The 26380-nt window shown below is 53.5% G+C and carries 21 protein-coding genes, 2 tRNA genes, 8 pseudogenes and 1 riboswitch; of the genes and pseudogenes, 11 read left to right on the top strand and 20 right to left on the bottom strand.

Going from position 1 to position 26380, the window contains the following annotated elements; translation table 11 throughout:
- Window positions 1-3: 3 nt before the first annotated feature.
- The 3 genes and pseudogenes from ACQGXV_RS15260 to ACQGXV_RS15250 all read left to right on the top strand — a co-directional run bounded on the left by ACQGXV_RS15260 (window position 4) and on the right by ACQGXV_RS15250 (window position 3676).
- On the top strand, window positions 4-159 hold the full coding sequence (locus tag ACQGXV_RS15260) for a GpE family phage tail protein (RefSeq protein ID WP_195315513.1): 156 nt from the start codon (window positions 4-6) through the stop codon (window positions 157-159).
- Window positions 146-3184, top strand: coding sequence for a phage tail tape measure protein (locus ACQGXV_RS15255; RefSeq protein WP_440866817.1), 3039 nt, complete (start codon window positions 146-148; stop codon window positions 3182-3184). Before ACQGXV_RS15260 ends, ACQGXV_RS15255 begins: the two co-directional genes overlap by 14 nt.
- A 15-nt stretch (window positions 3185-3199) precedes the next feature.
- A pseudogene (locus ACQGXV_RS15250) lies at window positions 3200-3676 on the top strand (phage tail protein).
- A gap of 102 nt (window positions 3677-3778) precedes the next feature.
- On the opposite strand, the gene ACQGXV_RS15245 reads toward ACQGXV_RS15250, so the two are convergent.
- Together ACQGXV_RS15245 and ACQGXV_RS15240 are read right to left on the bottom strand one after the other, a co-directional pair.
- Window positions 3779-4411, bottom strand: a complete 633-nt coding sequence (locus ACQGXV_RS15245; RefSeq protein WP_440866815.1) for a tail fiber assembly protein — start codon at window positions 4409-4411, stop codon at window positions 3779-3781.
- Window positions 4411-4845, bottom strand: a pseudogene (locus ACQGXV_RS15240) (phage tail protein); the annotation flags it as partial. The pseudogene ACQGXV_RS15240 and the gene ACQGXV_RS15245, both read right to left, overlap by 1 nt.
- Before the next feature lie 333 nt (window positions 4846-5178).
- Between ACQGXV_RS15240 and ACQGXV_RS15235 the strand changes: the two are divergent.
- Window positions 5179-5544 carry an IS630 transposase-related protein gene (locus ACQGXV_RS15235; protein WP_440862584.1) on the top strand — a complete coding sequence of 122 codons (366 nt, stop codon included), beginning with the start codon at window positions 5179-5181 and terminating at the stop codon, window positions 5542-5544.
- A pseudogene (locus tag ACQGXV_RS15230) lies at window positions 5468-5893 on the top strand (transposase); the annotation flags it as partial. The gene ACQGXV_RS15235 and the pseudogene ACQGXV_RS15230, both read left to right, overlap by 77 nt.
- Here the strand turns inward: ACQGXV_RS15230 and ACQGXV_RS15225 are convergent.
- From ACQGXV_RS15225 to lysC, 7 genes and pseudogenes are all read right to left on the bottom strand, one after another.
- The gene (locus ACQGXV_RS15225) at window positions 5845-7335 is read right to left on the bottom strand and encodes a phage tail protein (RefSeq protein WP_440866813.1); all 1491 of its coding nucleotides are present in this window, start codon (window positions 7333-7335) and stop codon (window positions 5845-5847) included. The pseudogene ACQGXV_RS15230 and the gene ACQGXV_RS15225 sit on opposite strands and share 49 nt — an antisense overlap.
- Window positions 7332-7940, bottom strand: coding sequence for a phage tail protein I (locus ACQGXV_RS15220; protein ID WP_440866812.1), 609 nt, complete (start codon window positions 7938-7940; stop codon window positions 7332-7334). Before ACQGXV_RS15220 ends, ACQGXV_RS15225 begins: the two co-directional genes overlap by 4 nt.
- Window positions 7933-8923: pseudogene (locus ACQGXV_RS15215) on the bottom strand (baseplate assembly protein). Before ACQGXV_RS15215 ends, ACQGXV_RS15220 begins: the two are co-directional and overlap by 8 nt.
- Entirely contained in the window at window positions 8910-9278 is a 369-nt protein-coding gene (locus ACQGXV_RS15210) for a GPW/gp25 family protein (protein ID WP_440866811.1), read from the bottom strand. Before ACQGXV_RS15210 ends, ACQGXV_RS15215 begins: the two are co-directional and overlap by 14 nt.
- Window positions 9275-9877, bottom strand: coding sequence for a phage baseplate assembly protein V (locus tag ACQGXV_RS15205; protein ID WP_440867442.1), 603 nt, complete (start codon window positions 9875-9877; stop codon window positions 9275-9277). The genes ACQGXV_RS15210 and ACQGXV_RS15205 overlap by 4 nt, the downstream gene beginning before the upstream one ends.
- Before the next feature lie 31 nt (window positions 9878-9908).
- Window positions 9909-10822, bottom strand: a pseudogene (locus tag ACQGXV_RS15200) (bile acid:sodium symporter family protein); the annotation flags it as partial.
- A gap of 83 nt (window positions 10823-10905) precedes the next feature.
- The gene (gene lysC, locus ACQGXV_RS15195) at window positions 10906-12264 is read right to left on the bottom strand and encodes a lysine-sensitive aspartokinase 3 (protein WP_440866810.1); all 1359 of its coding nucleotides are present in this window, start codon (window positions 12262-12264) and stop codon (window positions 10906-10908) included.
- Between the two features lie 132 nt (window positions 12265-12396).
- Window positions 12397-12604: riboswitch (Lysine riboswitch) on the bottom strand.
- 345 nt (window positions 12605-12949) lie between these two features.
- Between lysC and pgi the strand changes: the two genes are divergently transcribed.
- Complete coding sequence (gene pgi / locus ACQGXV_RS15190; RefSeq protein WP_440866809.1) at window positions 12950-14599, top strand: glucose-6-phosphate isomerase; 1650 nt, start codon at window positions 12950-12952, stop codon at window positions 14597-14599.
- Window positions 14600-14655: 56 nt separating this feature from the next.
- Window positions 14656-14997, top strand: a pseudogene (locus tag ACQGXV_RS15185) (DUF4156 domain-containing protein).
- A 53-nt stretch (window positions 14998-15050) separates the two neighbouring features.
- Here ACQGXV_RS15185 and epmB read toward each other — a convergent pair.
- Window positions 15051-16082 (bottom strand): EF-P beta-lysylation protein EpmB, encoded by a 1032-nt coding sequence (gene epmB / locus ACQGXV_RS15180; protein WP_440866808.1) that lies wholly within the window; start codon window positions 16080-16082, stop codon window positions 15051-15053.
- A 40-nt stretch (window positions 16083-16122) separates the two neighbouring features.
- On the opposite strand from epmB, the gene efp reads away from it, so the two are divergent.
- Window positions 16123-16689: an elongation factor P gene (gene efp, locus ACQGXV_RS15175; RefSeq protein WP_440866807.1), complete on the top strand. Its 567-nt coding sequence runs from the start codon at window positions 16123-16125 to the stop codon at window positions 16687-16689.
- Window positions 16690-16822: 133 nt separating this feature from the next.
- On the opposite strand, the pseudogene ACQGXV_RS15170 reads toward efp, so the two are convergent.
- The 10 genes and pseudogenes from ACQGXV_RS15170 to orn form a co-directional block, all read right to left on the bottom strand.
- Window positions 16823-16924 (bottom strand): annotated as a pseudogene (locus ACQGXV_RS15170) (LysR family transcriptional regulator); the annotation flags it as partial.
- Window positions 16925-16976: 52 nt separating this feature from the next.
- A complete protein-coding gene (locus tag ACQGXV_RS15165; RefSeq protein WP_440866806.1) occupies window positions 16977-17171 on the bottom strand; it encodes a transposase family protein in 195 nt (64 codons plus the stop codon).
- Between the two features lie 82 nt (window positions 17172-17253).
- Window positions 17254-17970 carry a transposase family protein gene (locus ACQGXV_RS15160; RefSeq protein WP_440866804.1) on the bottom strand — a complete coding sequence of 239 codons (717 nt, stop codon included), beginning with the start codon at window positions 17968-17970 and terminating at the stop codon, window positions 17254-17256.
- A gap of 85 nt (window positions 17971-18055) precedes the next feature.
- A pseudogene (locus ACQGXV_RS15155) lies at window positions 18056-18595 on the bottom strand (LysR substrate-binding domain-containing protein); the annotation flags it as partial.
- A gap of 24 nt (window positions 18596-18619) precedes the next feature.
- Window positions 18620-19153, bottom strand: coding sequence for an IS630 family transposase (locus ACQGXV_RS15150; protein WP_440867371.1), 534 nt, complete (start codon window positions 19151-19153; stop codon window positions 18620-18622).
- Window positions 19077-19442 carry an IS630 transposase-related protein gene (locus ACQGXV_RS15145; RefSeq protein ID WP_440862584.1) on the bottom strand — a complete coding sequence of 122 codons (366 nt, stop codon included), beginning with the start codon at window positions 19440-19442 and terminating at the stop codon, window positions 19077-19079. The genes ACQGXV_RS15150 and ACQGXV_RS15145 overlap by 77 nt, the downstream gene beginning before the upstream one ends.
- 32 nt (window positions 19443-19474) lie before the next feature.
- Window positions 19475-19765 carry an AAA family ATPase gene (locus ACQGXV_RS15140; RefSeq protein WP_440866803.1) on the bottom strand — a complete coding sequence of 97 codons (291 nt, stop codon included), beginning with the start codon at window positions 19763-19765 and terminating at the stop codon, window positions 19475-19477.
- A gap of 86 nt (window positions 19766-19851) precedes the next feature.
- A tRNA-Gly gene (locus tag ACQGXV_RS15135) sits at window positions 19852-19927 on the bottom strand.
- Window positions 19928-20006: 79 nt separating this feature from the next.
- A tRNA-Gly gene (locus tag ACQGXV_RS15130) sits at window positions 20007-20082 on the bottom strand.
- A 163-nt stretch (window positions 20083-20245) separates the two neighbouring features.
- Complete coding sequence (orn, locus tag ACQGXV_RS15125) at window positions 20246-20806, bottom strand: oligoribonuclease (RefSeq protein ID WP_440867441.1); 561 nt, start codon at window positions 20804-20806, stop codon at window positions 20246-20248.
- A gap of 130 nt (window positions 20807-20936) precedes the next feature.
- Here orn and rsgA point away from each other — a divergent pair, with 130 nt between their 5' ends.
- The 3 genes from rsgA to mscM all read left to right on the top strand — a co-directional run bounded on the left by rsgA (window position 20937) and on the right by mscM (window position 26378).
- Complete coding sequence (gene rsgA, locus ACQGXV_RS15120; RefSeq protein ID WP_440866802.1) at window positions 20937-21992, top strand: small ribosomal subunit biogenesis GTPase RsgA; 1056 nt, start codon at window positions 20937-20939, stop codon at window positions 21990-21992.
- A 69-nt stretch (window positions 21993-22061) separates the two neighbouring features.
- A complete protein-coding gene (gene asd / locus ACQGXV_RS15115; protein WP_440866801.1) occupies window positions 22062-23015 on the top strand; it encodes an archaetidylserine decarboxylase in 954 nt (317 codons plus the stop codon).
- 45 nt (window positions 23016-23060) lie between these two features.
- Window positions 23061-26378 carry a miniconductance mechanosensitive channel MscM gene (mscM, locus tag ACQGXV_RS15110; RefSeq protein WP_440866799.1) on the top strand — a complete coding sequence of 1106 codons (3318 nt, stop codon included), beginning with the start codon at window positions 23061-23063 and terminating at the stop codon, window positions 26376-26378.
- Window positions 26379-26380 lie beyond the last annotated feature (2 nt).

The raw sequence follows: 26380 nt of genomic DNA, 5'->3' as shown, positions 1-26380 counted from the left end.
CTGCTGCTGTTTGACCAGATTGACGATCTGGTCGCCGATATTGCCGTTGTTTTTAACTGGCCGCCCTCTGAACTCTTCAGCATGGATCTGGGCGAGGTGATAGCCTGGCGCGAACGGGCGGCTATCCGCAGTGGAGCCAGTGACGATGAAAAGCCTTGATATCCGCGTTGCGTTCAGCGCGATAGACCGTTTAACCCGCCCGGTCAATGCCGCCCGCCAGAGTGCGGGCGGTCTGACTGAATCCCTCAAGAAAACCCAGTCCGCCATTAACGATCTGGACAAGCAGTCAAAAACCTTTAACCGCCTGCGCGACAGCGTGCAAAAAACCTCGCGTCAGATTGATGAGGCGGGCCGTTCTCTGGACGGACTCAACAAGGCCCAGCGCAACGGCACCGTACTGACAGACAAACAGCGCGAACATATGGCCGCCCTGGCGGCGAAAATGCAACGCCTTAATGCGACGCGCGATCAGGAAATGGTTAAATTGCGTGCCAGCGCGCAGGCGTTGCGCGGTCATGGCGTATCGCTGACAGGAAGCACAGCCACCATTCAAAGCGCCATCCGGCGCACTGAACAATACAATCAAACGTTAGAGCGAGAGCGGCGGCAACTGGCCGCGGTAACGCAGGCGCGCGCACGCTATGACCGCATGCAGCAGACCGCCCAAAAGAGGCGTAATGGCGGCACCATGGCGGTAGCGGGTGCAACGGCGGGCGGTTATATGGGCGGGCAGTTCCTAGCGCCTGCGGTGGGCTTTGATGAGGAAATGTCACGCGTCCAGGCGCTCACGCGGCTGGATAAGAACGATCGGCAACTGTCAGCCTTGCGGGCCCAGGCGAAAAAACTCGGTGCAGAAACGGCCTTTACCACCCGCGACGCGGCCAGCGGCCAGGCGTTCCTTGCCATGTCCGGTTTTACCCCACAGGCTATCCAGGCGGCCTTGCCTGGCGTGCTCAATATGGCGCTGGCCGGCGGTATGGGTTTAGGCGAGTCCGCCGATATTAGCTCAAATATTCTTTCACAGTTCCGCCTTGATCCTAAAGAAATGGATCGCGTCAGTGACGTGCTAACCGGCGCTTTCACTCGTACCAATACCGACTTACGGAATATCGGTGAGGCGATGAAATACGCCGGTACGGGTCTTTCTAATCTTGGCGTCAGCGTTGAACAGACAACGGCCATGATCGGCGTTATGGCTAATGTGGGCCTTCGCGGAAGTCTTGCCGGTACGGGCTTACAGACTACTTTTTCACGTCTTGCTGCGCCCACTGGCAAGGCAAAAGATGCACTTAAAAAGTTGGGAGTAGAAGTCGCTGACGCAGCAGGAAAAATGCGACCTGCCGAAGTGGTTCTTACTGACCTATACAAAAAAATCAGTCAGTACGGCGATACCGATAAACTCTCCTTCTTTAAAGATATTGCCGGTGAAGAAGCCGCAAAATCATTTCAGGCGTTGGTGATGTCAGCCGGAAAGGGTGAATTACAGAAATTGCTGGAAGAACTGAAAAACGCCAGCGGTGAAGCAAAAAAAGCCGCCAAGGTGATGGCTGATAACCTGGGTGGCGATCTAAAAGAACTGGATAGCGCCTGGGAAGGGTTTCGTATTCAGATAGCGGAAACGATCGATGGGCCATTGCGCCAACTCACCCAAGGCCTGAGTGAAGTTATTAACCGCATGATGCTATGGGCCAAAGAAAACCCCAAGCTGACACAGACACTGATGATTGTTGGCGGCAGTGCTTTAGCCTTGACGGCGGCTATTGGGGCCACCTCGCTCGCTACGAGTTTATTGCTGGGGCCGCTGGCAAAGCTGCAATTAGGTTTTACGTTATTGACCGGTGGGCGCGGCATTGGCGGCGCGATCACGATGTTTCAAACGCTGGGCGGCGTGGCGGGCGGCTCCATGGCGCGCGTTGGCGGCTGGTCGCAAATAATGAAATCGCTATCGGGCGGGCTCACTCGGTTGCCTGCGCTGCTGGCACCGGTGCGCGGCATGCTGTTTTCTGTATTCACCTCACCGCTTTCGGCGTTGGCGTCGCTGGGTAAGGGTATTGGCGGCCTGTTGTTACGATTAACGGGCTTGCCTGCGATAGGGGGCATTATCACCGGTGCAGTGTCCCTGCTGGGTGGTGCGCTGTCGGCGCTGTTAAGCCCAATAGGGCTGATTGGTGCTGCGTTCGCCGGTGTCGGTGCGCTTATCTGGCGTAACTGGGAGCCTATCAAAGCCTTTTTCAGCGGTATGTTCAGCGGCATCATGCAGCAGCTTGCGCCGTTCCGCGATGCGTTTTTTACCCTGACGCTGGTTTTCGGTGCCATTGGTGATGCGGTTAGCCGAGTGTGGGACGGGTTTATGAAACTGTTCACACCGATGGATAGCAGCCGTCAGGCATTGGAAAAATGCACGTCAGCCGGTGAAACCTTTGGCCGGGTGTTAGGTGCCGCACTCACTGTGTTGTTGTGGCCGTTGCAAAAACTGATGGAGGGGATCGGCTGGGTACTGGAAAAACTCGACCTTATCCCGTCCGGTTTGGAAGCGGCGCGCATCAAGGCGGAAAGCCTGAAGAAGGATCCCGTTATGTGGGAATGGGATCCGCAGCAGAAAAAAATGGTGCAAAAGGGCTGGAACGGGTCACCCAAACCAGACGGAAATAGTCCGTTTGTTGGGCCCCCTCTCCCCCCCGGATACAAACCGCCGCTAACCGGTGATAACGGCACAATGCGGCGGTTGCAGAATATTGACAGCAACACCAAAGCGACAGCTGACAACACGAAGAAGATCGGCCCCGGCGATATCATCTTTAAAAACCTGCCGCGCGCACTGGCGGTGCGGGGTGAGTGGCAGGGATCCCGGCTTGCCAGCCTGCCAACGGTAAAAACCGGTGCCAAGCCCAGCACGCTGGCAATGCAACCTAATGCCGATATTGCGGCGATCGCCTCACGTCCCGTGGTGGTTGCCGCATCGCAGCCTGTAGTTCAGGCAGCGCTTTCCCCGGTGGCCCCCGTCAACCGAGCGCCGTCGCTGCCCTCCGCAGTAGGCGCGCTCCCGCCTGAAATCCATGTCCATCTGCACGGCGCAGGGTGGCAGGATGCGCGCGAGATCGGGCGCATTGTCAGTGAAAAACTTAACGCTGAGTTGGCGCGACTTGACCGGATGAAGCGCGGCAGTTTCAGAGACGCGGATTAACAGGAGAAAATCACCATGATGATGGTTTACGGGCTGTTTGTTTTTGAGCTGAAAACTTTGCCACACCAACAGTTACGCCAGTCGAAGTAATGGCGGCACGTTAAAAATGAGCGTATCAACCGCTCGGCAAAATGGCAGTACATCGGCGCGGGGGAAGATCAGATCACGCTGGACGGCGTTTTGTACCCGGAAATCACCGGCGGCGAGCTGTCATTAACCGCTCTGAATACCCAGGCGTACAGCGGCCGCCCCTGGCCGTTGATTGAGGGTACCGGGCAGATTTATGGTATGTATGTGCTCACTGGCATGCAGACAACGCGCACCGAGCTTGACCGCTATGGCAAGGCGAAAAAGATAGCGTTTTCGCTGAGCTTTCAGCGCTGTGATGAAGATTTGCGCGAGCGGCTGCAATCCTCGTCATTCAGCGATCTGATGGACAATGCACGCAGTAGCGCTAACGATGCGGTGAACGCGGTGAAAGGGTTATTTTGATGGCCAGCACAGTCGGTATTGACCGTGCTGAAGCATAGATAAAAATAACTGTACTCGATAAACAGAGCCCGCCGAGTGTGGCGGGCTTTTACGTGCGGAATATTACTTCTGTGGCACAGGCGGCCAGTCAATATCAGGCGCAGTACTGACATCAATACGGTTCAACATCACCCGGTAGGTTTTCCATTTCGTTAACGCTGCTTTCTCTTCGTCAGTTGCCATATCCAGATCCAGCGCATCACTCAATGTCAGAATACGCGCATTCGCCACGGCAAGGCGTGAGGTTAACGCTTGTTGCGCTGCCTGCTGCGCAGCGTGTGATTCTGCCGCTTGCTGGGCTTGCGTGTCTGTCACCCACTTTTTACCGTCCCACGTATCAAACTCACTTTCTGGCTTCAGCGGCGTGACATTATCCGGCAGTTCGCCGAATTGAGTAACCGTCTGCTTCTGTCGCATTTCCGTGCTGTAAACCGTTTGTCCGCGATAATCTGGCAAGAACTCCCACGACTTGCCATCCACCGTGCGACGTAGAGCTTGCCCAGCAGGCGGTAACTCTGGCTTATCGGGGTAACTGTGTGCGGGAAGGCCTACACCGAGCATGAGGTATTCCATGCTCGCGCTTTGGTATTCACCAGTGTATTGATTGACATGATAGACAGTGATCCAGCCAGCTTTTTTGCTGAGTCCGTTTTCGCCTAATTCGGCAGTCTCAATATCAGTGGAATAGTTGCTCATTATGCTGCTCTCACAATGTAGTTAAAGGCAATATTGCGTGGGCGATTTTCTGCTGCCGTAGGGACAACCTTTGATGCGTCAAAAGTCAGGCTACCCCATTGGCAAAAACCGGATCCCTTAGCGAGTTGGGTTTCATGTTTAAATACTGTTGAGAATGCCCCCATGTCTTCGCCGTCGGACCATTCCGCAACGCCGTTCCTGGTGGCTGTGATGTTTCTAATCGCATCGCCCTGAGATGACAGCAACGCTCGTCCGGTATCAACCTTGCGCCCATCATCCCAGCCACGAATAAATTCGCCGCGCAGGTCAGGTAAATGACCGGATGGGTAGAGCTCCGCGAGAATCGGATAGGTTGTTTTATCAAACGCCTGTCCGTTGCATTTCAGAAAACCCGATGGAGCAACAGCCCCAGGGAACGGGAGCGGAATACCTGCAAACTCCGATGCTGATATAGGGTTTGGTAGGTTTTGGTTTGTCCACAATTCTTGGCTGATGGTTGCAGTACCAAGAACGTTCCCGGAGGTAACAACAATTCCGCCTGAGTCCCCAGAGACGGCATACCCAATAGACATTGCAGCCCATGTGTCACCGGATCTAATTATGAATGAAGGAGAATACCTTTTGCTGTACGGGTTCGCGCCTGATTCATTTCTAAAAACACGGCTTCCTGTGCTGGCGCTTCTAAACCAAGCTAACAATGTGGCTTCATTATAATTAACGGCTTGACCATTATAGCTAAACGACTTAATTTTGATTACATTATTTAAATGAGCTATTCAATTGATTTTAGACGTAAAGTGATATCTACACGGAAAAACGAAGGGTTGAGTATCCGAGAAACAGCGAAGCAATTTCGGATTGGCCCTGCCTCTGTATCGCGTTGGATTAATCAAATAGAGTCAAAAGCATCGACCACGCGTCAGCGCAAGATCGATAAATCCGAGTTGATAAAAGATGTTGAACAATATCCAGATGCTTACCAAAAAGAACGTGCAGAGCGTTTTGGCGTTTGTCAGAAGGCCATTTGGCAAGCGCTTAAAAAGCTGGGATTGACCTATAAAAAAAACTCTACGTCATCCGAAAGCCGACGAAAACGCCCGGCAGGGATTTCAACAAAAAAAACAACAGTATGAAAAAGAAGGTAAACCTATTGTTTTTATTGATGAAAGTGGTTTTTCACACGATGCCCCACGGACTCACGGCTATTCCCCAAAAGGTCAACGGTGTTTTGGCCTGAAGAACTGGGGAGCTAGGGGAAGAACAAATGTTATCGGCGCTTTATTAGGCACAACGCTGTTTGCTATCGGATTATTTGATATCAATATTAACAGCGATGTTTTCTATGCCTGGGTCACACAAGTCCTTATCCCAGTACTCCCTAAAAACAGTGTAATCATGATGGACAATGCCACTTTTCACAAAAAACATAATATTCAACAAGTCATCATCGATGCAGGGTATATGGTGGAGTATTTGCCTACATATTCGCCAGATCTTAACCCAATTGAGCATAAATGGGCACAAGCAAAAAGCAAAAAAAGAGAGATGGGTTGCGATACAGAGAGTTTGTTCTCAGTCCATATGGTGTAATCAAAATTAAGTCGCTTGGCTATACCGCCCCAGCCCCACGCGCCGTTAAGCATCACAGAACCCGTTGTTCCGTCAAATGCGCTTGATTGCTTAACAAGATTTGCGCTTGTCCACAGCGTAGACCATGCACTTGCAACGCCGTTATTTATCTGGCGCAGCCTGAAATCCATGCCACCACCATCACGCCCGAGCAAATCCCAACCGTAGGTTGTGGACTCCTGCACATGAATCCCCGATGCTCCCGTGCCACCAAAGGGATTATCGGCGTTGTTAGCTTGATAGCTAAAGAACCCGCAACCCGCAGCGCCGCCAGTTGCACCAGCAGCACGAGGGCGAGCATTTGCACCAAGTCCATGCCCGCCATTGATAACCAATGCGCCCGCTGTTGTGTCATCTTGCGACTTCTGCAACTGAGTGGTATCTACCTTCTTCTCTAATTCGGTGTTGGTTTCCGCCTTGGAGTATGCCCCGACATCGCCAGCAGCCAGCGTGATATCTGCGTTCAGCGCCTTGCCGTTCACCTTGCGCCGTGCGGGTACACGGCTATCAGCGTTATCGTTGGCACTGGCAGCAGCCGTCGCGGCATTATTGGCCGCATCAGTAGCCGCATTGACTTTCGTGTCGGTTTCCGCCTTGGTATACGCCCCAACATCAGCAGCGCCCAGCGCAATATCTGCCGACAGCGCTTTACCATTTACCGTGCGTCCAGACGGTACGCGCCCATTGGCATTATCGTTCGCCGCTTTCACGGCTTTGGGCGTGGCGGCCAGCGTTTCGCTGGCGCTATCGGTGGCACTGCTCAGTTGCACCAGACCTTTTTCTTTCAACGTGGCATCCGGGTGTTTACGGCTTTTTTCATGGGTAGCGATGGCTTCATCCACATAGCCACGCGTTGCCAGCACTACCGCCGGATCAATCTTGAGTGATACCGTTTCTGTGCTGGAGACAATCAAAATCATGCGCACGGTCTGAATGCGTCCGCTGCCTTCCTGCAACTGCGGCTTATAGGTTTCGGCACAGTTGGCAACCGCAATCAGATTTCCCTCGGCATCAAACAGACCGAGTTCACGGATCCAGAAACCCCCTTCGTTTTCCGGGATCACCTGCTCGGCAATAATCTGATTGGCGTTGTCGGGATCGACGCGCAGGCTATTGATGGCCGCACGGCGTTTCTCGTTAATCAGTTTGGTCTGTGCCGGGTTTGGCGTCGGTAATACGCCGCCGCCGTCACCGACGGCCATATGGGTGATATCCAGACGTGACCCGATCGCTGTCGCGTTTGCCAGCCTGGCCGCACCAATGTTGGTTAACAGGGCAAAAAATTTTGTACTCATACGGTTACGCTCATCGTATCAATCACGTGAATGCCTGCACCGATGCAGTCCGGTGAAAACACGGTGATGGTTTCAGGGAAATAGGGGTATACGGTCAAATCATTGCCGTCGTAAACGCTGGCCGCGACATAGGTCGCACCTTGCGTATCCAGCGTGATATTGAGTCCCAGCAAGTGACGGCTAAGCGGCTTAGCGTCAGCAATCAGCCGCTCAATCTCTAAAAAGATTTCCTCAGTAATACCGTTGTTTTGCACACCGATATCAAGGTGAAAGGTTCCCGGCACGCCGCCGGTTTGCCACCATTCGATCACGCGCAGCAAGTAACCAAACGGCTCGACCACCCGGCGCAGCGCGGCAATGGTGCCTTTCTGGCGGTGTATCAACCAGGCAGACTTAATCACCTGGCGCTTGGTTTGCTCTGACCAGCGTTTATCCCAGCGGTCAACGGACAGCGCCCAGGCCAGAAAGGGCAGCAGATCTAGCGGGCATTTCTCCGCATCCCACAAGGTATTCAGATCGACTGCCATTTCCGTCAGGATGTGGCTGGCCGCTGCGGCATGGCGCATAAAGGCACTGGCAGAGGGGGGCAACAGATCGTTATTCATCCGTGCCCCCTTCCAGCAGGGTGAAACCCGTGCAATACGCCGCCTGAGTGTCACCGATCACCATGTCCTGTGCAGGCGCAATGATTTCAACGCGCTGAACACCTTGCACATGCAAGGCGGCCATTATCGCGGAGCGGGCCACATCACGCCCAATCTTGCCCTGGTGACCCATCCAGTCACGCAGTGAATCCTGTGCGGCCTTGGTGATGGGTTCCGATCCCGGGCCCGGGTAAAGGTAGAGCCGCGCGTTTATCGCGTAGCTGATGATCTCTGCGCTCTGTACCGTCAGCCGGTCAGCCACCGGGCGTTTATAGCTAAGCGACATTATTTTGATAACAGCCAGCTATGCTTCTTTGCCACATATCAGGGCATCGGCTGTAATCATTTTTAAGTCGGTTGGCTATATCTTCCGCAGAGAGCGCCGCGTTAACCTGTGTCAGCAACCTGTCTGACGCGCTGCCATCCCCTTCCGTCGAGAGAACGGATACCACTACCGTGGCCGGTGACGGGCTGATTGCTTTAGCGTCGGCCACCTGGCCGCTGGCGCTCTTGGCAAAAAATTCATAGGCACCGGTCGGGCCCGCCACGCTTAACCCTTCAAAGGCAGATTGCGCGCGCAGACGGAATGCGCTGTCGCTTTCCATCACCGCATCAGCAGTATCAGTGGCTTCGGTGATGGTCAGGCGTTGGGTGTCAAGATTCACCGCCAGATTATCCAGATCCGAGCACACCGCGTGGCTGAGCATGCACGCCGCCGCCCCTTCGTTAATCCGCTGGCGCAACATCATTTCACGGTAGGCGATGACCTGCGCGATCACGTTTAACGGCTCGGATTCCCGTTCAAGCGCGGCCGCCACTGAGGCGCGTTGTTCCACCGGAAACGCCGCAATCATCACCGCGTTAACCTCCTGAAGGATCACTTCAAAATCCAGCGTTTCAATGATCTGCGGTTGGGGCAGTTGCGACAGGTCAACGGTTGCCATTGGATGCCCCCTTGAGCGGCACTGTGGTGCGCACGGTTTGCATGCTTTCGGTGATCAGGCCGGACAGTTCCACATCTGTTGCGCCCGTGGGTGAAAACCAGATATCGACTGCATTCAGCGCGATCCGCGACTCCCAGCGCGCCAGGGCAATCACGCACGCGCTCATCAATTGCAGTCGTGTTGTGGCGTTCTGCGGCGCATCCAGCAAATCAGGCACCAGACTGCCGTATTCACGGCGCATGATGCGAGACGCCAGCGGCGTGGTGAGAATGTCGCGCACGGAATGCCATAGCTGATCGGTATCCGTCAGCACGCCAACGCCGTCGGGGTTCATGCCGGTATAACGCGCGCTCATTGGGTGCCCTCCGTCCAACTGCCACCGCGCTGCACTGCGCCATGCCCGTGATTGTCAATCTGCACGCCGTTGGAGGTAAACTCACCGCCGCTGTGTGCAATGCTGCCGCGCATTTCTCCGCCTTTTTGTACTTCCAGCGTGCCGGTCGTCAGCTTGTTGGTGCAAATCACTTCCGGCGTATCCAGGGTGATACGGGTTGCTGCGCTCACCCGTGCGGTTTTCATGCCGACGGCTTCCAGTGCACCGGCGGCAGCGTCATAGCGAAAGCGGGCACCGTCCGGCGCGGTAATGACAATCTCTTGCAGACTGCTACCCGGCGCGGGGTTCTCGTCGCTGTACAGGCTGCCGATAATGACGGCGGTTTCCGGGTTACCGCCGAGACACCCTAACCAGACCTGCTCGCCAATCGACGGCGGGATCCAGACCTTGAACGCACCGGCGCGTTGGGTATTCCAGCGTAACCAGTCGGTGAGCAACTCGCCGCTTTTGACACGCACGCGCCAGGTTTCCGGGTTCACTTCCGCTACCACGCCAACACGTAAGATATATAGCCAAGCGACATTATTTTGATAACAGCCAGCTATGCTTCTTTGCCGCATATCAGGGCATAGGATGTAATCATTTTTAAGTCGGTTGGCTATACATCTTGCCCAGTGTGGCAGCAAGGCCGGAGTTTTGCATGCCGACTTCGATAGCCAACGTGCGGCAGGTAGACTCGTCAAAGCCGAACAGCCTGCCCCCCCCAATACCCGCCCAGTAAGCCGATGCCGTTGTGCAGGATAACGGCAATGATCACCATAAAACCGACGGATGCGATATGGCTCTGACTACCTGCGACTACGGCGCTGATAATTGCCAGAATAAACACCATCGAAAGCATTGGCAGATAGGGCTCGATGCGCTTTACCACACCGCTGAAAAGGTGATGAACAATCAGGCCAGCGCCGATCGGGATCACCACGATCTTCAGGATGCTGAGCAACATGCCCATCACGTCCACGCTGATGGCGGCATCCACATATAGCCAAGCGACATTATTTTGATAACAGCCAGCTATGCTTCTTTGCCGCATATCAGGGCATAGGATGTAATCATTTTTAAGTCGGTTGGCTATACAATCGGGTCAGCAGCGGTGTGGCAAACACGCCAACCAGCGTCGAGATGGATGAAATGGTGACTGACAGGGCGACATCGCCTTTAGACAGGTAGATCATCACGTTTGATGCCGTGCCGCTTGCAACGCTGCCCACCAGCACCATACCTGCCGAGAGGTCAGGCGGCATGTTAAACGCACGCGCCAACACCCAGGCGGCGAGCGGCATCACCAGGTAGTGCAGGAATATCCCGGCGGCAACCGGAGCAGGACGCGTCAGCACCCGCTTAAAATCCCCGATATGCAGGGTCACGCCCATGGCGAACATGATGAGCATTAGCAGCGTGCTGATATGGGGGCTGATGCCGGTAAAAGTGTCTGGTGAGGCATAGGCCGCCACGGAGAGTAAAACGGCCCATAACGGAAACAGCCGAGTCAGTATAGCGAGCATGAAATGTCTATCCTTATCACGATGAGGGACCAGATAAAAAAACCGGCTAAAGCGCCGGTTTTTTTTGGTGCAATGGCAGGGCTTTATTCAAACAGGCTGTGGTGCAGCGTATGCACCACGCGCTCCGCGTCGTTGCCCGGCACCAGGAAACACAGGTTATGACTGCTGGCGCCGTAGCAAATCAGGCGAATGTTAAACGGCTCCAGCACGCCAAACACCTCTTTGCCTACGCCGCATGCCTGAGAAAGCTGATTGCCGATCAGCGCGACCAGCGACAGGTTTTCTTCCACCTCGACGCGGCACAGGGAAGAGAGCTCGGTCAGCATGGCGCTGGAGAGCAGGCCGTCACCCGCAGAGGTGGAGCCGGTGGTGTCCAGCGTCAGAGCAACGTTCACTTCCGAGGTCGTTATCAGATCCACCGAAATATTGTGGCGCGCCATAATGCTGAACACCTCTGCCAGAAAGCCGCGTGCGTGCAGCATGTTCAGGCTATGCAAGGTGAGCAGCGTTTGTTTACGGCGCAGTGCCAGCGCGCGGAACAGCGGTGGATTTTCTGTTTTATTGCACACCAGGGTGCCGCCGGCAGAGGGATCCTTACTGGAGCCCACGAACACCGGAATATCGCTGCGCACGGCGGGCAACAGCGTAGCGGGGTGTAGCACCTTGGCACCAAAGGTCGCCATTTCCGCCGCTTCTTCAAAGGTGATCTGATCGATACGGTGCGCCGTAGGCACCACGCGCGGATCGGTAGTGTAGATGCCGGGAACGTCAGTCCAGATATCGATGCGGTCAACGTTCAATGCTTCGCCCAGCAGCGCGGCGGTGTAATCGCTGCCGCTGCGGCCTAGCGTCGTGGTGCGGCCTTTGGCCTCACTGCCAATAAACCCTTGAGTAATGATCAGGCTTTCTGCCAGACGCGGCTGCAACTGGCTGCGCGTCAATGCGCCCAGCGTGTCGCAATCCGGCTCTGCGCGGCAAAAGCGATCGTTGGTACGCATGATTTTACGCACATCGAACCACTCGGCGCTGATGTGGCGTTCGAGTAGGATCTCAACAAACAGCAGCGTCGACATCAATTCGCCGTGGCTGACCAACTCATCGGTCAAGGCGTTAGAGGTGGCGAGCACTGCGGCTTCAGAGAGGCGCGACACGTTTTCCAGCATGCGATCGATCTCTTCACGGATCACGTCCGGATGGCTCAGGCGATCGATAATGGCATATTGGATGTGACGAATTTTTCCCAAATGGGCATCGCGCTGTTCTTGCGCCACGCCTTCCGCTAAGGCAACCAGCAGGTTAGTGATGCCGGCAGAGGCGGAAAGTACGACAACGCGCACCGCAGGATCGGCCAACACAATATCCGCACTGCGATTCATGGCGTCGAAATCGGCCACGCTGGTGCCGCCAAATTTAGCGATTCTCAGAGAAGTGGTTGTATACATAACTAAAAAAACCTCGTGTCAGGGGCGCTGTGGCGATAGTTGTCGCACATCAGCCGTCCATAAAATCAGCCTTGGCACAAGGAGAGAGCGGTAAGCAGGGAGCAGGCGTAGATAAGTAAGCGTCACTACGGTACACCCAGAAGCGCTCCACCTTGCTGAACGTGCAGTTTACATTGATAGCTTGCACGTTGCTGGTGACAACCCAGAGGATTCAGCCCTTGTAGTCGATGATGGCATTCTCGTATTGCCCATCACCTCGGCACCGCTCCCCCTGGTTTATCGTCACTGGATTTACGGATCCTCGGATAAATTACCTGGGCGGTGCTCCTCTTCTGGCTTATGCAACCGCCTTCGGCATGGCTGCATAAGTTCACGCTTACAAATAACGGGTTATCTTGCGGCTGTCAACCCGCAAACTCGTTGTTGATGCGTAATATACTCTAAATAATTCGCGTTGCAGGAAGGCGGCAAGTGAAGGACAAATCTTTCTGGAACAGATTTGAACGACGCGTGCAGCGGCCTCGTAAGAGGTGAGGCCCAGGGATGGGCCGAATAACGAACGCGGCCAATGCATCTGCAACGTGAAGTTGACGGGTATAGCAAGAAAAGGGAGCGCAACGGGTGATTTAAGGGATACAATCGATTCAGCCTTAGCGATTTTATTATCGGAGACAAGAGTGTTGTTATGAAAAATATCAATCCCAGCCAAACTGCCGCATGGCGCGCTCTGCAACAGCATTTTTCCACGATGGAACAGGTGAAAATCAGCGAACTGTTTGCAGAGGACACAGATCGTTTCTCTCGCTTTTCCGCCACGTTTGATGACCTGATGCTGGTGGACTACTCCAAGAACCGTATTACTCAGGAAACGCTGGATAAGTTGCTGAGCCTGGCGCGCGAAACCCAGTTGAGCGAGGCTATTGCCTCGATGTTCTCTGGTGAGAAAATTAACCGCACTGAAGATCGCGCCGTTCTGCACGTTGCGCTGCGTAACCGTAGCAACACACCGATTGTGGTGGATGGCAAAGATGTCATGCCAGAGGTCAATGCGGTATTGCAGAAGATGAAAGGCTTTAGCGAGCGTATCATCAGCGGTAGCTGGAAAGGCTATACCGGCAAAGCGATCACCGATGTGGTGAATATCGGCATCGGCGGTTCGGATCTCGGCCCCTTCATGGTGACGGAAGCGCTACGGCCGTTCAAGAATCACCTTAACATGCACTTTGTGTCCAACGTCGACGGCACTCATATCGCTGAAACCCTGAAAACGCTGAACCCGGAAACCACGCTGGTGCTGGTGGCCTCAAAAACCTTCACCACGCAGGAAACCATGACCAACGCCCATTCAGCGCGCGACTGGTTCCTGAAAACCGCGCAGGATGAGCAGCATATTGCCAAGCATTTCGCCGCGCTCTCCATCAATGCCAGCGCGGTCAGCGCGTTCGGTATTGATACTGCCAACATGTTTGAATTCTGGGATTGGGTTGGCGGACGCTACTCGCTATGGTCTGCTATCGGCTTGTCGATAATCCTCTCCATCGGTTTTGATAACTTTGAGCAGTTGCTGAGTGGCGCGCACGCCATGGATCAGCATTTTGCCACTACGCCTATCGAGAAAAACCTGCCGGTGCTGTTGGCGCTGATCGGTATCTGGTACAACAATTTCTTTGGCGCGGAAACCGAAGCGATCCTGCCTTACGATCAGTATATGCACCGTTTTGCGGCCTACTTCCAGCAGGGCAACATGGAGTCCAACGGTAAGTATGTCGATCGCGCCGGCAATCCGGTGACTTACCAAACCGGGCCGATTATCTGGGGCGAACCGGGCACTAACGGGCAGCATGCGTTTTATCAGTTGATTCACCAAGGGACCAAACTGGTGCCGTGTGATTTCATCGCACCGGCCGTGAGTCACAACCCGCTCGGCGATCATCACGGTAAGCTGCTCTCCAACTTCTTTGCCCAGACCGAAGCGTTGGCATTTGGTAAATCCCGTGAGGTGGTAGACGCCGAGTTTGCCGCGCAGGGAAAAACGGCGCAGCAGGTTGAGCATGTGGCACCGTTCAAAGTGTTTGAAGGCAACCGCCCAACCAACTCTATCCTGTTGCGTGAAATAACGCCTTACAGCCTAGGCGCGCTTATCGCGCTGTATGAACACAAGATTTTCACCCAGGGTGCGATTCTTAACATCTATACTTTCGATCAGTGGGGCGTCGAGTTGGGCAAACAGCTGGCCAATCGCATTTTGCCGGAATTGGAAAATGACCAGCCGATAAGCAGCCACGACAGTTCTACCAACGGTTTGATTAACCGCTTTAAAAACTGGAGTGCCTGAGTCGTGGACGCCGACAGGGGGATATCCCCCCTTTTGTCACCAACATGGAGGGACGTATGCAGAAACGTGCTTTACTGGGCATCGCCGTGGCGGTTTTACTGGCAGGATGCAGCACCAGCACAGAATTGAGTTCAGCCGGGCAGTCGGTCAAGTTTACCGATAAGCAACCCGGTAGCTAATGTCGTCTGGTGGGTCAGGTGGCAGGCGCACAGTCCACCTGGTTAACTGGTCACGATGAAGGTAACGCGCAGCGCGGTGCGGCCAACGATCTGCGTAACAAGGCGGCGGCGCTCGGCGGCAACGTTATCTATGGTGCCACCAGTTCCAGCGAAAGCTTCTGGTCTAGCTTCGCACCGCTGGATAGCAAGCTGGTCGGGCAGGTTTATAACTGCCCCTAAGCGACAGGCTGTCACAGGCGGATGATTGCAGAGCCGCCTGTGAAGGCTTTCTGTTAGCTGTGCTTTAGCAACTGCAAATCCAGCAGCGTTTTGCTGGCCTCCCCGCCAATCTCGCGCGTTAAACGCGGCACCTGATACCCGGAGACCTGCGACAGCATTTTTTTCATGATGTCGCGTGCTTCCTCATCGCTCACCAGAAAATGCGCCGCGCCTTGCACTTTGTCCAGTACGTGCAGGTAGTAGGGCAGTACGCCCGCGTCAAACAGCGCGTTGCTCAGCGCTGCAAGCGTCGAAGCGTTATCATTCACGCCGCGCAGCAATACGCTTTGATTCAGCAGCGTAACGCCAGCCTGACGCAAACGTGCCATACTTTCACGCAGTTCGCTGTCTATTTCGTTGGCATGATTGATATGGGTCACCAGCAGCACGCGAAGACGCGTTTGCGATAAGCGCTGACACAGCGCTTCGGTAATTCGCGCCGGGATCACTACCGGCAACCGACTGTGAATACGCAGGCGTTGCACGTGGGGAATGGTTTCCAGCTCGCTGATAAGCCAGTCCAGTTCATTATCCTTCGCCATCAACGGATCGCCACCTGAGAAAATAATTTCATCCAGTTCAGGATGTTGACGAATGTAGTCCAGCGCCTGACGCCAGTTGCTCTTGTTGCCCTGGTTGTCCTGATAGGGAAAGTGGCGACGGAAGCAATAGCGACAGTTGACCGCACAGCCGCCTTTGACCAGCAACAACGCGCGATTGTGGTATTTATGCAGTAATCCAGGCACCACGCTGTGCTGTTCATCGAGCGGATCGACGCTGAATCCGGGGGTTACCTCGAATTCGTCCTGCGCGGTCAGCACTTGCAGCAAGAGCGGATCGAGAGGGTCCCCTTTGCGCATCCGTGCGGCAAAGGACCAGGGTACGCGCAGCGGGAATAGCGCACGGGCTTCTGCCCCTTTGCGTAGCTCAGGGTGGTTATCCAGCGCCAAAAAGTGCAAAAGTTGGAGAGGATCGGTAATGACATCCGCAAGTTGGTGCAACCAATCTTCTCTGGGATGGGGTTTTAGGGTTACAATGTGTGCCATTTTTTGGCTGAGTACCAGTATCAAATAGTAGAGGGCCTTTATGGCGACTTATTTTAGCAACGATTTTCGTTCCGGTCTTAAAATCATGTTTGAAGGCGAGCCTTACGCTGTCGAATCCAGTGAATTAGTTAAGCCAGGTAAAGGGCAGGCTTTCGCGCGCGTGAAAATGCGCCGTTTGCTGACCGGCAAACTGATTGAAAAAACCTTCAAATCCACCGATAGCGCCGAAGGTGCTGATGTGGTCGATATGAACCTGACCTACCTGTATAACGACGGTGAGTTCTGGCATTTCATGAACAATGAAACGTTTGAACAACTGGCCGCTGATTCCAAAGCTGTTGGCGACAACGCCAAATGGTTGCTGGATCAGGCTGAATGTATCGTTACGTTGTGGAACGGCCAACCGATTACGTTAACGCCGCCAAACTTCGTGGAACTGGAGATCGTGGAAACCGATCCGGGTCTGAAGGGCGATACAGCAGGGACTGGCGGTAAGCCGGCAACCTTGACCACCGGTGCCGTGGTAAAAGTGCCGTTGTTTGTTCAGATTGGCGAAGTGATCAAAGTGGATACGCGTTCTGGCGAATACGTCTCCCGCGTGAAATAAGCATTTCCCTGCAAAAAAACACCGTCGGCTTTTGCTGGCGGTTTTTTTTGTCCCGCATCCTGCCTACGCGAACGTGTGCTGCCCGCTCTGTGCCGATCTCTGCTTTATCACCGTCAGACATTAAGGCGAATGCTTACGAACCGGGAAACACCCGCTCGCTCAGAAAGTCTACCAGTACGCGCACCTTGGGCGACGGATGCTTGCTCGCGGGCCATAGCACGTGAAAAACGCCTGTAAGCGTGTTGCTTAATAGTGAAATAAGGGTGTTTCGGTGATTGAAGTAAATTTTACGCTGTTCTGAGATGGAAATTCCAAAGACCGGCGCTAAGGAGTAAGAAGGTATCATCAATAAAGGGTCTACGATTCCGTAAAATTTGGGTCATGCAACCGAGGCGCTTGATACCCGCGATGGCGTGTTCAACTGTAATACGGATGCCCGAGATTATTTTATTTTCTTGTTTTTGTTCAGGCGATATAGCCAACCGACTTAAAAATGATTACATCCTATGCCCTGATATGCGGCAAAGAAGCATAGCTGGCTGTTATCAAAATAATGTCGCTTGGCTATAAAGGTCTTTTTCGAGTTCCTTTTTTTGGGATTTGTGTATTAGGATGCTGTTTATCTATACCTTGAAAACCGGTATCTGCCCAGATGGTTACCTCAGGAGGAATATGGCGAATTATATCGACTTTATCGAGTAAGCGTTTATCGTGACGGCGCCCATTTTTGCTCATGGGGATAAATCCAATTTGCCTTGTTTCGTCAGTCATAATAAGCCCTTTTCGAGTGGTCTGTCTTTTCTTTCCCGAATACATTTTTTTTCGCCGACGCAGATTCTTAGGCTTTTGGACAGGTCGCTCTGTCCCATCAATAAAGACGTCTTTAACTCCAGAAAAGGCGCGAAAAAATTCCTCAGCAGAGCGAATTTGACGAGCGGGCAAAACACATTCTCGCCCCAAGGTCATCTCTAAAACCGGCAATAATATTTTTACCCAGCGACATACCCGTGTTCTATCTAACCCAAAAAGAAGTCCTTGCAAATCATAGGTCGGATAACATTTTAAATACAATAAAATAAAAAGCAGTTTATCTAATGGGGTTGGGATAAATCCTTTCTGCCCTGCACCCATCTGCCGCTCGTGATCTTTTCGATTCTTTTTCCGATAAATCAAATAACAAGCTGAAAATTCAGCGGCTAAATTTTTCAATTCTTCGACTGATAATCCAATGATTGCTTTACATAAACGATTATCTCGTAACAACCGCTCTTTGTTGATCATTTCAAACCTTTATTCTCTAAGTTAAACCTCTTTTTATTCTCAATAGCCTGACAAAAAATGCAAGTCTCTATTCAGCAACTAGTTTTGTGCGCTCCACATAATCGACCAGGATGGGTTGTAAGCGGCCACTGGCCAGCAGGTCGCGGATAGAGAAGTCCGGCAGATAGGCGATGCCCAACCCTTGCAGCGCGAAGCATACGCGCGCCTCTATGTTGTTGCAGATCATCGCCGTAGGCAGTTGCAACGGCGGTTCCCCGGGGGCAAGCCGTAGCGCCCACGGTTCCAGCTTGCCGCTGTGGGGAAAGCGATAGTGCAGGCAACTGTGTCGCAGCAGGTCGGCAGGCACTTGCGGTGTGCCATGCTGCGCCAGATAGTCCGGCGAGGCGACCAGCAATGAGCGGAAGGCTCCAAGCCGACGAGCGGTGAGACGCGAGTCATGTGGCTCACCGGTGCGTACCACCGCATCAAAGCCTTCTTCGATTGCGTTGACGATCTGATCGGTGAAATCGAGATCTAACACGATCTCTGGATAAGTATGCATAAATTCACTGAGCACTGGCAGTACCAGCGAGCTGACCAGCGGCAGGCTCACTCGCAAGCGTCCGCGCGGTGTGCTGCTGGCTTGTATAGCCAAGCGACTTAATTTTGATTACACCATATGGACTGAGAACAAACTCTCTGTATCGCAACCCATCTCTCTTTTTTTGCTTTTTGCTTGTGCCCATTTATGCTCAATTGGGTTAATATCTGGCGAATATGTAGGCAAATACTCCACCATATACCCTGCATCGATGATGACTTGTTGAATATTATGTTTTTTGTGAAAAGTGGCATTGTCCATCATGATTACACTGTTTTTAGGGAGTACTGGGATAAGGACTTGTGTGACCCAGGCATAGAAAACATCGCTGTTAATATTGATATCAAATAATCCGATAGCAAACAGCGTTGTGCCTAATAAAGCGCCGATAACATTTGTTCTTCCCCTAGCTCCCCAGTTCTTCAGGCCAAAACACCGTTGACCTTTTGGGGAATAGCCGTGAGTCCGTGGGGCATCGTGTGAAAAACCACTTTCATCAATAAAAACAATAGGTTTACCTTCTTTTTCATACTGTTGTTTTTTTTGTTGAAATCCCTGCCGGGCGTTTTCGTCGGCTTTCGGATGACGTAGAGTTTTTTTTATAGGTCAATCCCAGCTTTTTAAGCGCTTGCCAAATGGCCTTCTGACAAACGCCAAAACGCTCTGCACGTTCTTTTTGGTAAGCATCTGGATATTGTTCAACATCTTTTATCAACTCGGATTTATCGATCTTTCGCTGACGCGTGGTCGATGCTTTTGACTCTATTTGATTAATCCAACGCGATACAGAGGCAGGGCCAATCCGAAATTGCTTCGCTGTTTCTCGGATACTCAACCCTTCGTTTTTCCGTGTAGATATCACTTTACGTCTAAAATCAATTGAATAGCTCATTTAAATAATGTAATCAAAATTAAGTCGTTTAGCTATACTGCCTGAAGTGCTGCCGCCGCATCAATGACTCCGCGATCAAAAAATACCCATGACTGACCATGACCTCTCGCCTGAGCATGGTCATTCACTGAAAGCGTTATCGCCCGACGTAAAAACGCTTCCATGTTCTTCCACGGCACAGCATCACCACCCGAAGACATTGCTTCACACACAAGGCGTTGGCCGGGTTCCTCCACAACGGTATAGCCACGCTGGTGTAACGCTGCCAGCAGCGTGGTTTTGCCACCGCCTGAACACCCGGAAAGGATAACGAAATGATCCATAGCGTGCCTCATCGGCATGATGAACTATAAGAAAATAATGAAGAAAAACCGAAGGTGAAAATAATGAGAGAGACAGAAGAAAAACTTGGAGCGGGAAACGAGACTCGAACTCGCGACCCCGACCTTGGCAAGGTCGTGCTCTACCAACTGAGCTATTCCCGCTTAGGAAGGCCACATTAGCAAGCGCTGCTGTGAAAACCGATCGTGAAGCTGGTTACCTAAACTTTCACGCTGGAAAGTTTGGAGCGGGAAACGAGACTCGAACTCGCGACCCCGACCTTGGCAAGGTCGTGCTCTACCAACTGAGCTATTCCCGCAGGAATAACCATCTTCACTCGCACCACAACTTCTGCTGCGGTACGGGGTGCGAATTATACGAGAAATCGTTGCCGCCGCAAGCACCTTACCGCGAAAAAATGACTGACTGCCGATAAAAACAGCAATTTCGCCATCGGTCGGGCAAAAAAACGCCCATAACGACTACAGACGGATAAAATGCTCGCGGTAGTAGGCCAGTTCTGCCACAGAATCACGAATGTCGTCCATCGCCTGATGCGTATCCTGTTTTTTAAGCCCAGCCATAATCTCGGGTTTCCAACGGCGCGCCAACTCTTTCAGCGTACTGACGTCCAGATAGCGGTAGTGAAAATAGGCTTCAAGCGCAGGCATATAACGAAACAGGAAACGGCGATCCTGACCTATGCTGTTGCCGCAAATCGGAGATTTCCCGGCAGGTACCCACTGCTGCAAAAAAGCAATGGTCTCTGCTTCAGCCGCACGCTCATCATAAGCACTGGCTTTAACCCGCTCAGTCAGGCCACTGGCACCATGGGTACGCACGTTCCAGTCATCCATCAACGCTAACTGGGCATCGGATTGGTGTACCGCGATTGTCGGCCCCTCGGCCAACACATTAAGCTGGGCATCGGTGACCAGCGTCGCGATTTCAATAATGCGATCCTGCTCTGGGTCCAGCCCCGTCATTTCCAGGTCGATCCAAATAAGATTGTTGTCACTTACCTGACTATTTTCAACGGACATACATTTACTTCCTTTTCCAACCATCCCCAGCGAAGCGGGAATAACTGGCATCAGTTAATTAAAATCAAATAGCGTGTATTATAGTCTCTTCAGCCATTGTGGGCGATAACCACAGTTCAAGCGAGGCTCAGTGAGCAAAAATAAACTGTCCAAAGGACAGCAACGTCGAGTTACAGCGAACCACCAACGTCGTCTCAAGCACAGAGAAAGCAAAATCGAGTGGGATGACAACCAGTTGGAAGAGCCGCAAGAAGGCATCATTATCAGCCGTTTTGGTATGCATGCGGATGTGGAAGCCCAGGGTGGTATTATCCACCGGTGTAATATTCGTCGTACCATCAAATCACTGGTCACCGGCGATCGCGTGGTGTGGCGTGCCGGTAAAGAGACGCAGGCTGGGATCAGCGGTATCGTTGAGGCAGTGCACCCGCGCGAGTCGGTGCTGACACGCCCGGATTTTTATGACGGCGTTAAACCTATCGCCGCCAATATTGATCAGGTGGTGATCGTTTCCGCGATTTTGCCCGAGCTGTCATTGAACATCATTGACCGCTATCTGGTGGCTTGCGAAACCCTGGAGGTCGCGCCCCTGATTGTGCTGAACAAAATCGACCTGCTGGATGATGAGCGCCGCGCGTTTGTCGATAAACTGATGGATATCTACCGGGCACTGCACTATGCCGTCATCCTGGTATCAAGCCACACGCAGCAAGGGATGGAAACGTTGGAGCACGCCCTAACGGACAGAATCAGCATTTTTGCCGGTCAATCCGGGGTGGGGAAATCCAGCCTGCTGAACGCATTACTCTATCCTGACGCCGCCAAGATTCTGGTCAACTACGTGTCCGATGTGTCCGGGTTGGGTCAACACACCACCACAGCGGCCCGGTTGTATCACTTCCCACACGGCGGCCATGTGATTGACTCCCCCGGCGTGCGCGAATTTGGTTTGTGGCATCTGGAGCCGGAGCAGGTCACACAGGGCTTTATCGATTTCCGTCCCTACCTCGGCACCTGTAAATTCCGCGATTGCCGCCACGATAACGATCCCGGTTGCGCGCTACGCGCTGCCGTGGAGCGTGGCGACATAGCCGAAGCGCGTTTCGATAACTATCACCGTATTCTGGAGAGCATGGCGCAGGTAAAAACGCGTAAAACCTTCTCTGATTCTGATACGGACCGCTGACTTTTACCGCATCCATCGCTACAATGCGCCCCTTTTTAGATGGGCGCATAAAAACCTAAGGGGCTCACTGTGCTGGATAAACTGAAAATCGCCTTACAATACTGGCTACCGAAAATCGCACTGACGCGGTTAGCAGGCTGGGGTGCAGACAAGCAGGCCGGCAGGCTGACCAAAGGGGTTATCGATCTTTTCGTTCGCTACTACAAGGTGAACATGCAGGAAGCACAACACCCGGATACCGCGGCCTACCGAACCTTCAATGACTTTTTCGTCCGCCCGCTACGCCCGGACGTGCGTCCGATTGATCCCCATGCACACAGCGTGGTGCAACCGGCTGATGGGGTGTTATCGCAAATGGGCACCATTGTCGACGGCAAGTTGATTCAGGCCAAAGGCCACGACTACTCGCTGGAAGCGCTGCTGGCAGGCAACTACGTGATGGCCGATCGCTTTCGCGATGGCCTGTTCGCCACCACTTATCTCTCGCCGCGCGATTATCACCGAGTGCATATGCCCTGTGACGGCGTGCTGCGTGAAATGATCTACGTGCCGGGCGAGCTGTTTTCCGTCAATCTGTTTACCGCTGACAACGTGCCCAATCTTTTTGCCCGCAACGAGCGCGTTATCTGCCTGTTCGATACCGATTTTGGCCCGATGGTGCAAATTCTGGTGGGTGCGACCATTGTCGGCAGCATTGAGACCGTCTGGTCTGGTACCGTGACGCCACCGCGTGAAGGTATCATCAAGCGTTGGACCTACCCGGCTGCGGATGAGCAAGGTGCTATCGCCCTGCAAAAAGGCGAGGAAATGGGCCGTTTCAAACTGGGCTCTACGGTAATCAACCTGTTTGCACCTAACTCGCTGCAATTTGCCACGCACCTTAATCCTATGAGCGTGACCCGTGTGGGCGAGCACTTTGCCGAGTCAAAACAGGTGGAATCCGCAGAAGAAGCCCCCATTGCCGCAGAATCTGTGCCGGATGCGGCGGACCATGGCGATGACGCAATGCACAACACGCCTTAAGTAACCTGTATGCCAGCGAACCTGCGTGAGAGAGGGGGAACCATCGTGCGTCAACTCGTGATTTTCTTTGCTGCTGTTCTGCTCTCTGTCACCGCGCTGGCGGCACCTGTGCCTAACGAGGCGCTGGTGCGCCAACAGTTGGAACAGGCAGAAGCCAATAAAAATACCCCCGATCAAGCGGATATTGTCGAGCAGTTTCGTCTGGCGTTAAACATCTTGCAGGAACGCAAAGAGTCGCTGGCACGCACAGAACAATATCAACACGTTATTGACGATTTCCCCAAACTGACGCAGGAACTGCGCCGTCTGCTGGCGGCTGAAGAAAATAAAACCACCGCCGTTAACGACAAGCTTTCGGTTGTCGATCTGGAGCAAAAAGTGGTGCAAACCAGCAGCCAACTGCTGGATCAATCGCGCCAACTGCAACAGGAACGCGAGCGGCTGCGTGAAGTGATCGATTCTCTGGCCCAACTGCCGCAACAGCAAACCGAAGCCAGCCGGGTATTAAATGAAATCGATCGTCAAATCCAATCGTTAGGCAACCCTGTCACACCGCTGGTCCAGGCGCAGTTAGTGTTATTGCAAGCCCAGCAGGCGCTGCGCCAAAGCAGGGTTGATGAGCTGGAACTGGCCCAGCTTTCCGCCAGTAATCGCCAGGAGCTCTCGCGCTTACGCGTGGAACTCTACCAGTTGCGCCACGATAAGCTGGATCAGCAGCTACAAACATTACGTTCCAGTATCAACAGTTTACGCCAGCGTGAAGCGGAGAAAGTGCTCGAACGCACTGAGCAGTTGGTGGAACGCGGTGATGATTTACCCGCAGTCATTAGCGAACAGCTAAAGCTCAACCGCGAATTGTCGCAGGAACTGAATCAGCAGGCACAACATCTCGATTTGATCGCCTCGCAGCAGCGTCAGGCAACCACCCAAACGCAGCAAGTGCGGCAAGCGCTCAGCACGTTGCGCGAGCAGGCTCAGTGGATTGGGGCATCGACCGTACTGGGTGAAGCACTGCGTGCGCAGGTAGCGCGCCTGCCGGACATGCCGCAACCGCAACGGCTGGACACCGACATGGCCCAGTTACGCGTACAACGGTTACGCTATGAAAACCTGCTCAGCGCCGCTCGCACCGCAGAACGCCCGAGGCAAGAAAACTGCACGCCCAATAGCAACAGTCAGCAATGTGTACTTGGCGATCAAATTCGTACCCAGCGTGATTTACTCACATCGCTGATTTCCGGCACCGATGCGCAGATCCTTGAACTGACCAAGCTAAAAGTAGCGACCAGCCAACTGGAAGAAGCGCTGCTGGAAATCCGCGAGGCGGTGCACCGCTATCTGTTCTGGGTTGCCGATGTGAACCCTATTTCCTTCGCCTTCCCGGTACAGGTAGTGCAGGCACTTTACCATCTGCTCTCGCTGGATACCTTCACGCAGCTCAGCAGCGCCGTTATCATGGTGGTGACCAGTCGGGAAACCGCGTTCCCACTGATGGGGGCGCTGATTTTGGTCGGCTTCGGTATCAGTTCACGTCGTCACTACAACGCCTTTTTAGAACGCGCCAGCAGCCGTATCGGCAAAGTCACCCTCGATCATTTTTCGCTGACGCTGCGTACTCTGTTCTACTCGCTACTGATTGCGCTCCCGCTGCCCGTGCTGTGGGCGGCATTGGGGTACGGCTTGCAAAACGCCTGGCCCTACCCCATCGCCGTTGCGATTGGTGACAGCGTGACTGCCACCGTCCCGCTGATGTGGCTGGTGATGGTCAGCGCCTCCTTCGCCCATTCGAATGGGCTGTTCATTGCTCACTTACGCTGGTCACCCGAGCGCGTCGCGCGCGCCATGCGCTACTACCGATTGTCGATCGCTTTTATTGTTCCGCTGATCATGGCGATCATCACGTTTGAAAAACTCAACGAACGCGAGTTTTCCAGCACGCTGGGGAGATTGTGCTTTATTTTGCTGTGTCTGGCGTTGAGCCTGGTGACCACCAGCCTGAAACGGGCCGGTATTCCGCTCTACCTGAACAAGGAAGGTTCAGGAGAAAACACCATCAACCGTGCGCTGTGGAACCTGATGATCAGTGCCCCCCTGATTGCGGCGCTGGCATCGGGTGTTGGCTATCTGGCCACGTCGAAAGCCTTGCTGGTGCGCTTGGAAACCTCGGTCGCTATCTGGTTCTTCCTGCTGGTGGTGTACCACGTGATACGGCGCTGGATGCTGATCCAACGCCGACGCATCGCGTTTGACAGAGCCAAGCAGCGGCGTGCCGAAATATTGGCGCAGCGTGCCCGCGGTGAAGAAGAATCGGGGATCTTAGTGGAAACCACCTCAGACACCATCGAAGAGCCGTTGGTCGATCTGGATACCATCAGCGCCAAATCGCTGCAACTGGTACGATCCATTCTGACACTGATCGCACTGGTGTCGGTGATTGTCCTGTGGTCAGAAATCCACTCCGCGTTCAGCTTTTTGGAAAACATCAATCTGTGGGAAGTCACCAGTACGGTGAAAGGGGTCGATAAGTTACAGCCGATTACCCTCGGGGCGGTGTTGATCTCGATTCTGATCTTCAGTATCACGACGCAGGTGGTGCGTAACCTGCCCGCGCTGCTTGAGCTGGCATTGCTTCAGCACCTCGATCTCTCCCCCGGTTCTGGCTATGCCATTATCACCGTTAGCAAATACATGCTAATGCTGATTGGCTGCATGGTGGGGTTCTCATTTATCGGGATTGAGTGGTCACAGCTCCAATGGCTGGTTGCCGCCCTGACCGTAGGTCTGGGCTTTGGTTTGCAGGAGATCTTCGCCAACTTTATCTCCGGTCTGATCATTCTGTTTGAAAAACCGATCCGCATTGGCGACACCGTGACCATTCGCGATCTCACCGGCAGCATCATGCGCATCAATACCCGAGCGACCACAATTACCGATTGGGACAGAAAAGAGATCATCGTGCCCAACAAGGCCTTTATCACCGAACAGTTTATCAACTGGTCACTGTCCGATTCTGTAACGCGCGTGGTGCTGACCATTCCAGCACCGGTCAATGCCGATAGCCAAAAAGTGACTGAACTGCTGCTCAATGCGGTGAAACGCTGTCCGTTGGTATTGGAAAACCCGCCGCCAGAAGCCTTTCTGGTGGATTTACGTCAGGGTATCCAGATTTTCGAATTGCGTATCTTTGCCGCAGAAATGGGGCATCGTATGCCGCTGCGTCATGAGATTCACCAGCTGATTCTGGAAGCCTACCGCGAGAACAACATGGAGATGCCGTTCCCGCCGTTCCAGGTGCAGATGAGTTCCGTGCGGATTGATGGGCGCAGCCCGAGTTCAGCCAATCGGCCGGAAGGTGGGTTGTAACA

The sequence above is a fragment of the Symbiopectobacterium purcellii genome (genome assembly GCF_052050035.1).
Lineage (GTDB): Bacteria > Pseudomonadota > Gammaproteobacteria > Enterobacterales > Enterobacteriaceae > Symbiopectobacterium > Symbiopectobacterium purcellii_A.
The sequence above is the reverse complement of the archived record's forward strand: the minus strand, read 5'-3'. Positions and strand labels throughout refer to the sequence as shown.

What these genes read in the sequence shown, in the direction of transcription:
- ACQGXV_RS15255 (WP_440866817.1), top strand. Translation starts at nt 146, where the DNA reads ATGAAAAGCCTTGATATCCGCGTTGCGTTCAGCGCGATAGACCGTTTA.
- ACQGXV_RS15245 (WP_440866815.1), bottom strand. Translation starts at nt 4,411, where the DNA reads ATGAGCAACTATTCCACTGATATTGAGACTGCCGAATTAGGCGAAAAC.
- ACQGXV_RS15235 (WP_440862584.1), top strand. Translation starts at nt 5,179, where the DNA reads ATGAGCTATTCAATTGATTTTAGACGTAAAGTGATATCTACACGGAAA.
- ACQGXV_RS15225 (WP_440866813.1), bottom strand. Translation starts at nt 7,335, where the DNA reads ATGAGTACAAAATTTTTTGCCCTGTTAACCAACATTGGTGCGGCCAGG.
- ACQGXV_RS15220 (WP_440866812.1), bottom strand. Translation starts at nt 7,940, where the DNA reads ATGAATAACGATCTGTTGCCCCCCTCTGCCAGTGCCTTTATGCGCCAT.
- ACQGXV_RS15210 (WP_440866811.1), bottom strand. Translation starts at nt 9,278, where the DNA reads ATGAGCGCGCGTTATACCGGCATGAACCCCGACGGCGTTGGCGTGCTG.
- ACQGXV_RS15205 (WP_440867442.1), bottom strand. Translation starts at nt 9,877, where the DNA reads ATGCGGCAAAGAAGCATAGCTGGCTGTTATCAAAATAATGTCGCTTGG.
- lysC (WP_440866810.1), bottom strand. Translation starts at nt 12,264, where the DNA reads ATGTATACAACCACTTCTCTGAGAATCGCTAAATTTGGCGGCACCAGC.
- pgi (WP_440866809.1), top strand. Translation starts at nt 12,950, where the DNA reads ATGAAAAATATCAATCCCAGCCAAACTGCCGCATGGCGCGCTCTGCAA.
- epmB (WP_440866808.1), bottom strand. Translation starts at nt 16,082, where the DNA reads ATGGCACACATTGTAACCCTAAAACCCCATCCCAGAGAAGATTGGTTG.
- efp (WP_440866807.1), top strand. Translation starts at nt 16,123, where the DNA reads ATGGCGACTTATTTTAGCAACGATTTTCGTTCCGGTCTTAAAATCATG.
- ACQGXV_RS15160 (WP_440866804.1), bottom strand. Translation starts at nt 17,970, where the DNA reads ATGATCAACAAAGAGCGGTTGTTACGAGATAATCGTTTATGTAAAGCA.
- ACQGXV_RS15145 (WP_440862584.1), bottom strand. Translation starts at nt 19,442, where the DNA reads ATGAGCTATTCAATTGATTTTAGACGTAAAGTGATATCTACACGGAAA.
- ACQGXV_RS15140 (WP_440866803.1), bottom strand. Translation starts at nt 19,765, where the DNA reads ATGGATCATTTCGTTATCCTTTCCGGGTGTTCAGGCGGTGGCAAAACC.
- orn (WP_440867441.1), bottom strand. Translation starts at nt 20,806, where the DNA reads ATGTCCGTTGAAAATAGTCAGGTAAGTGACAACAATCTTATTTGGATC.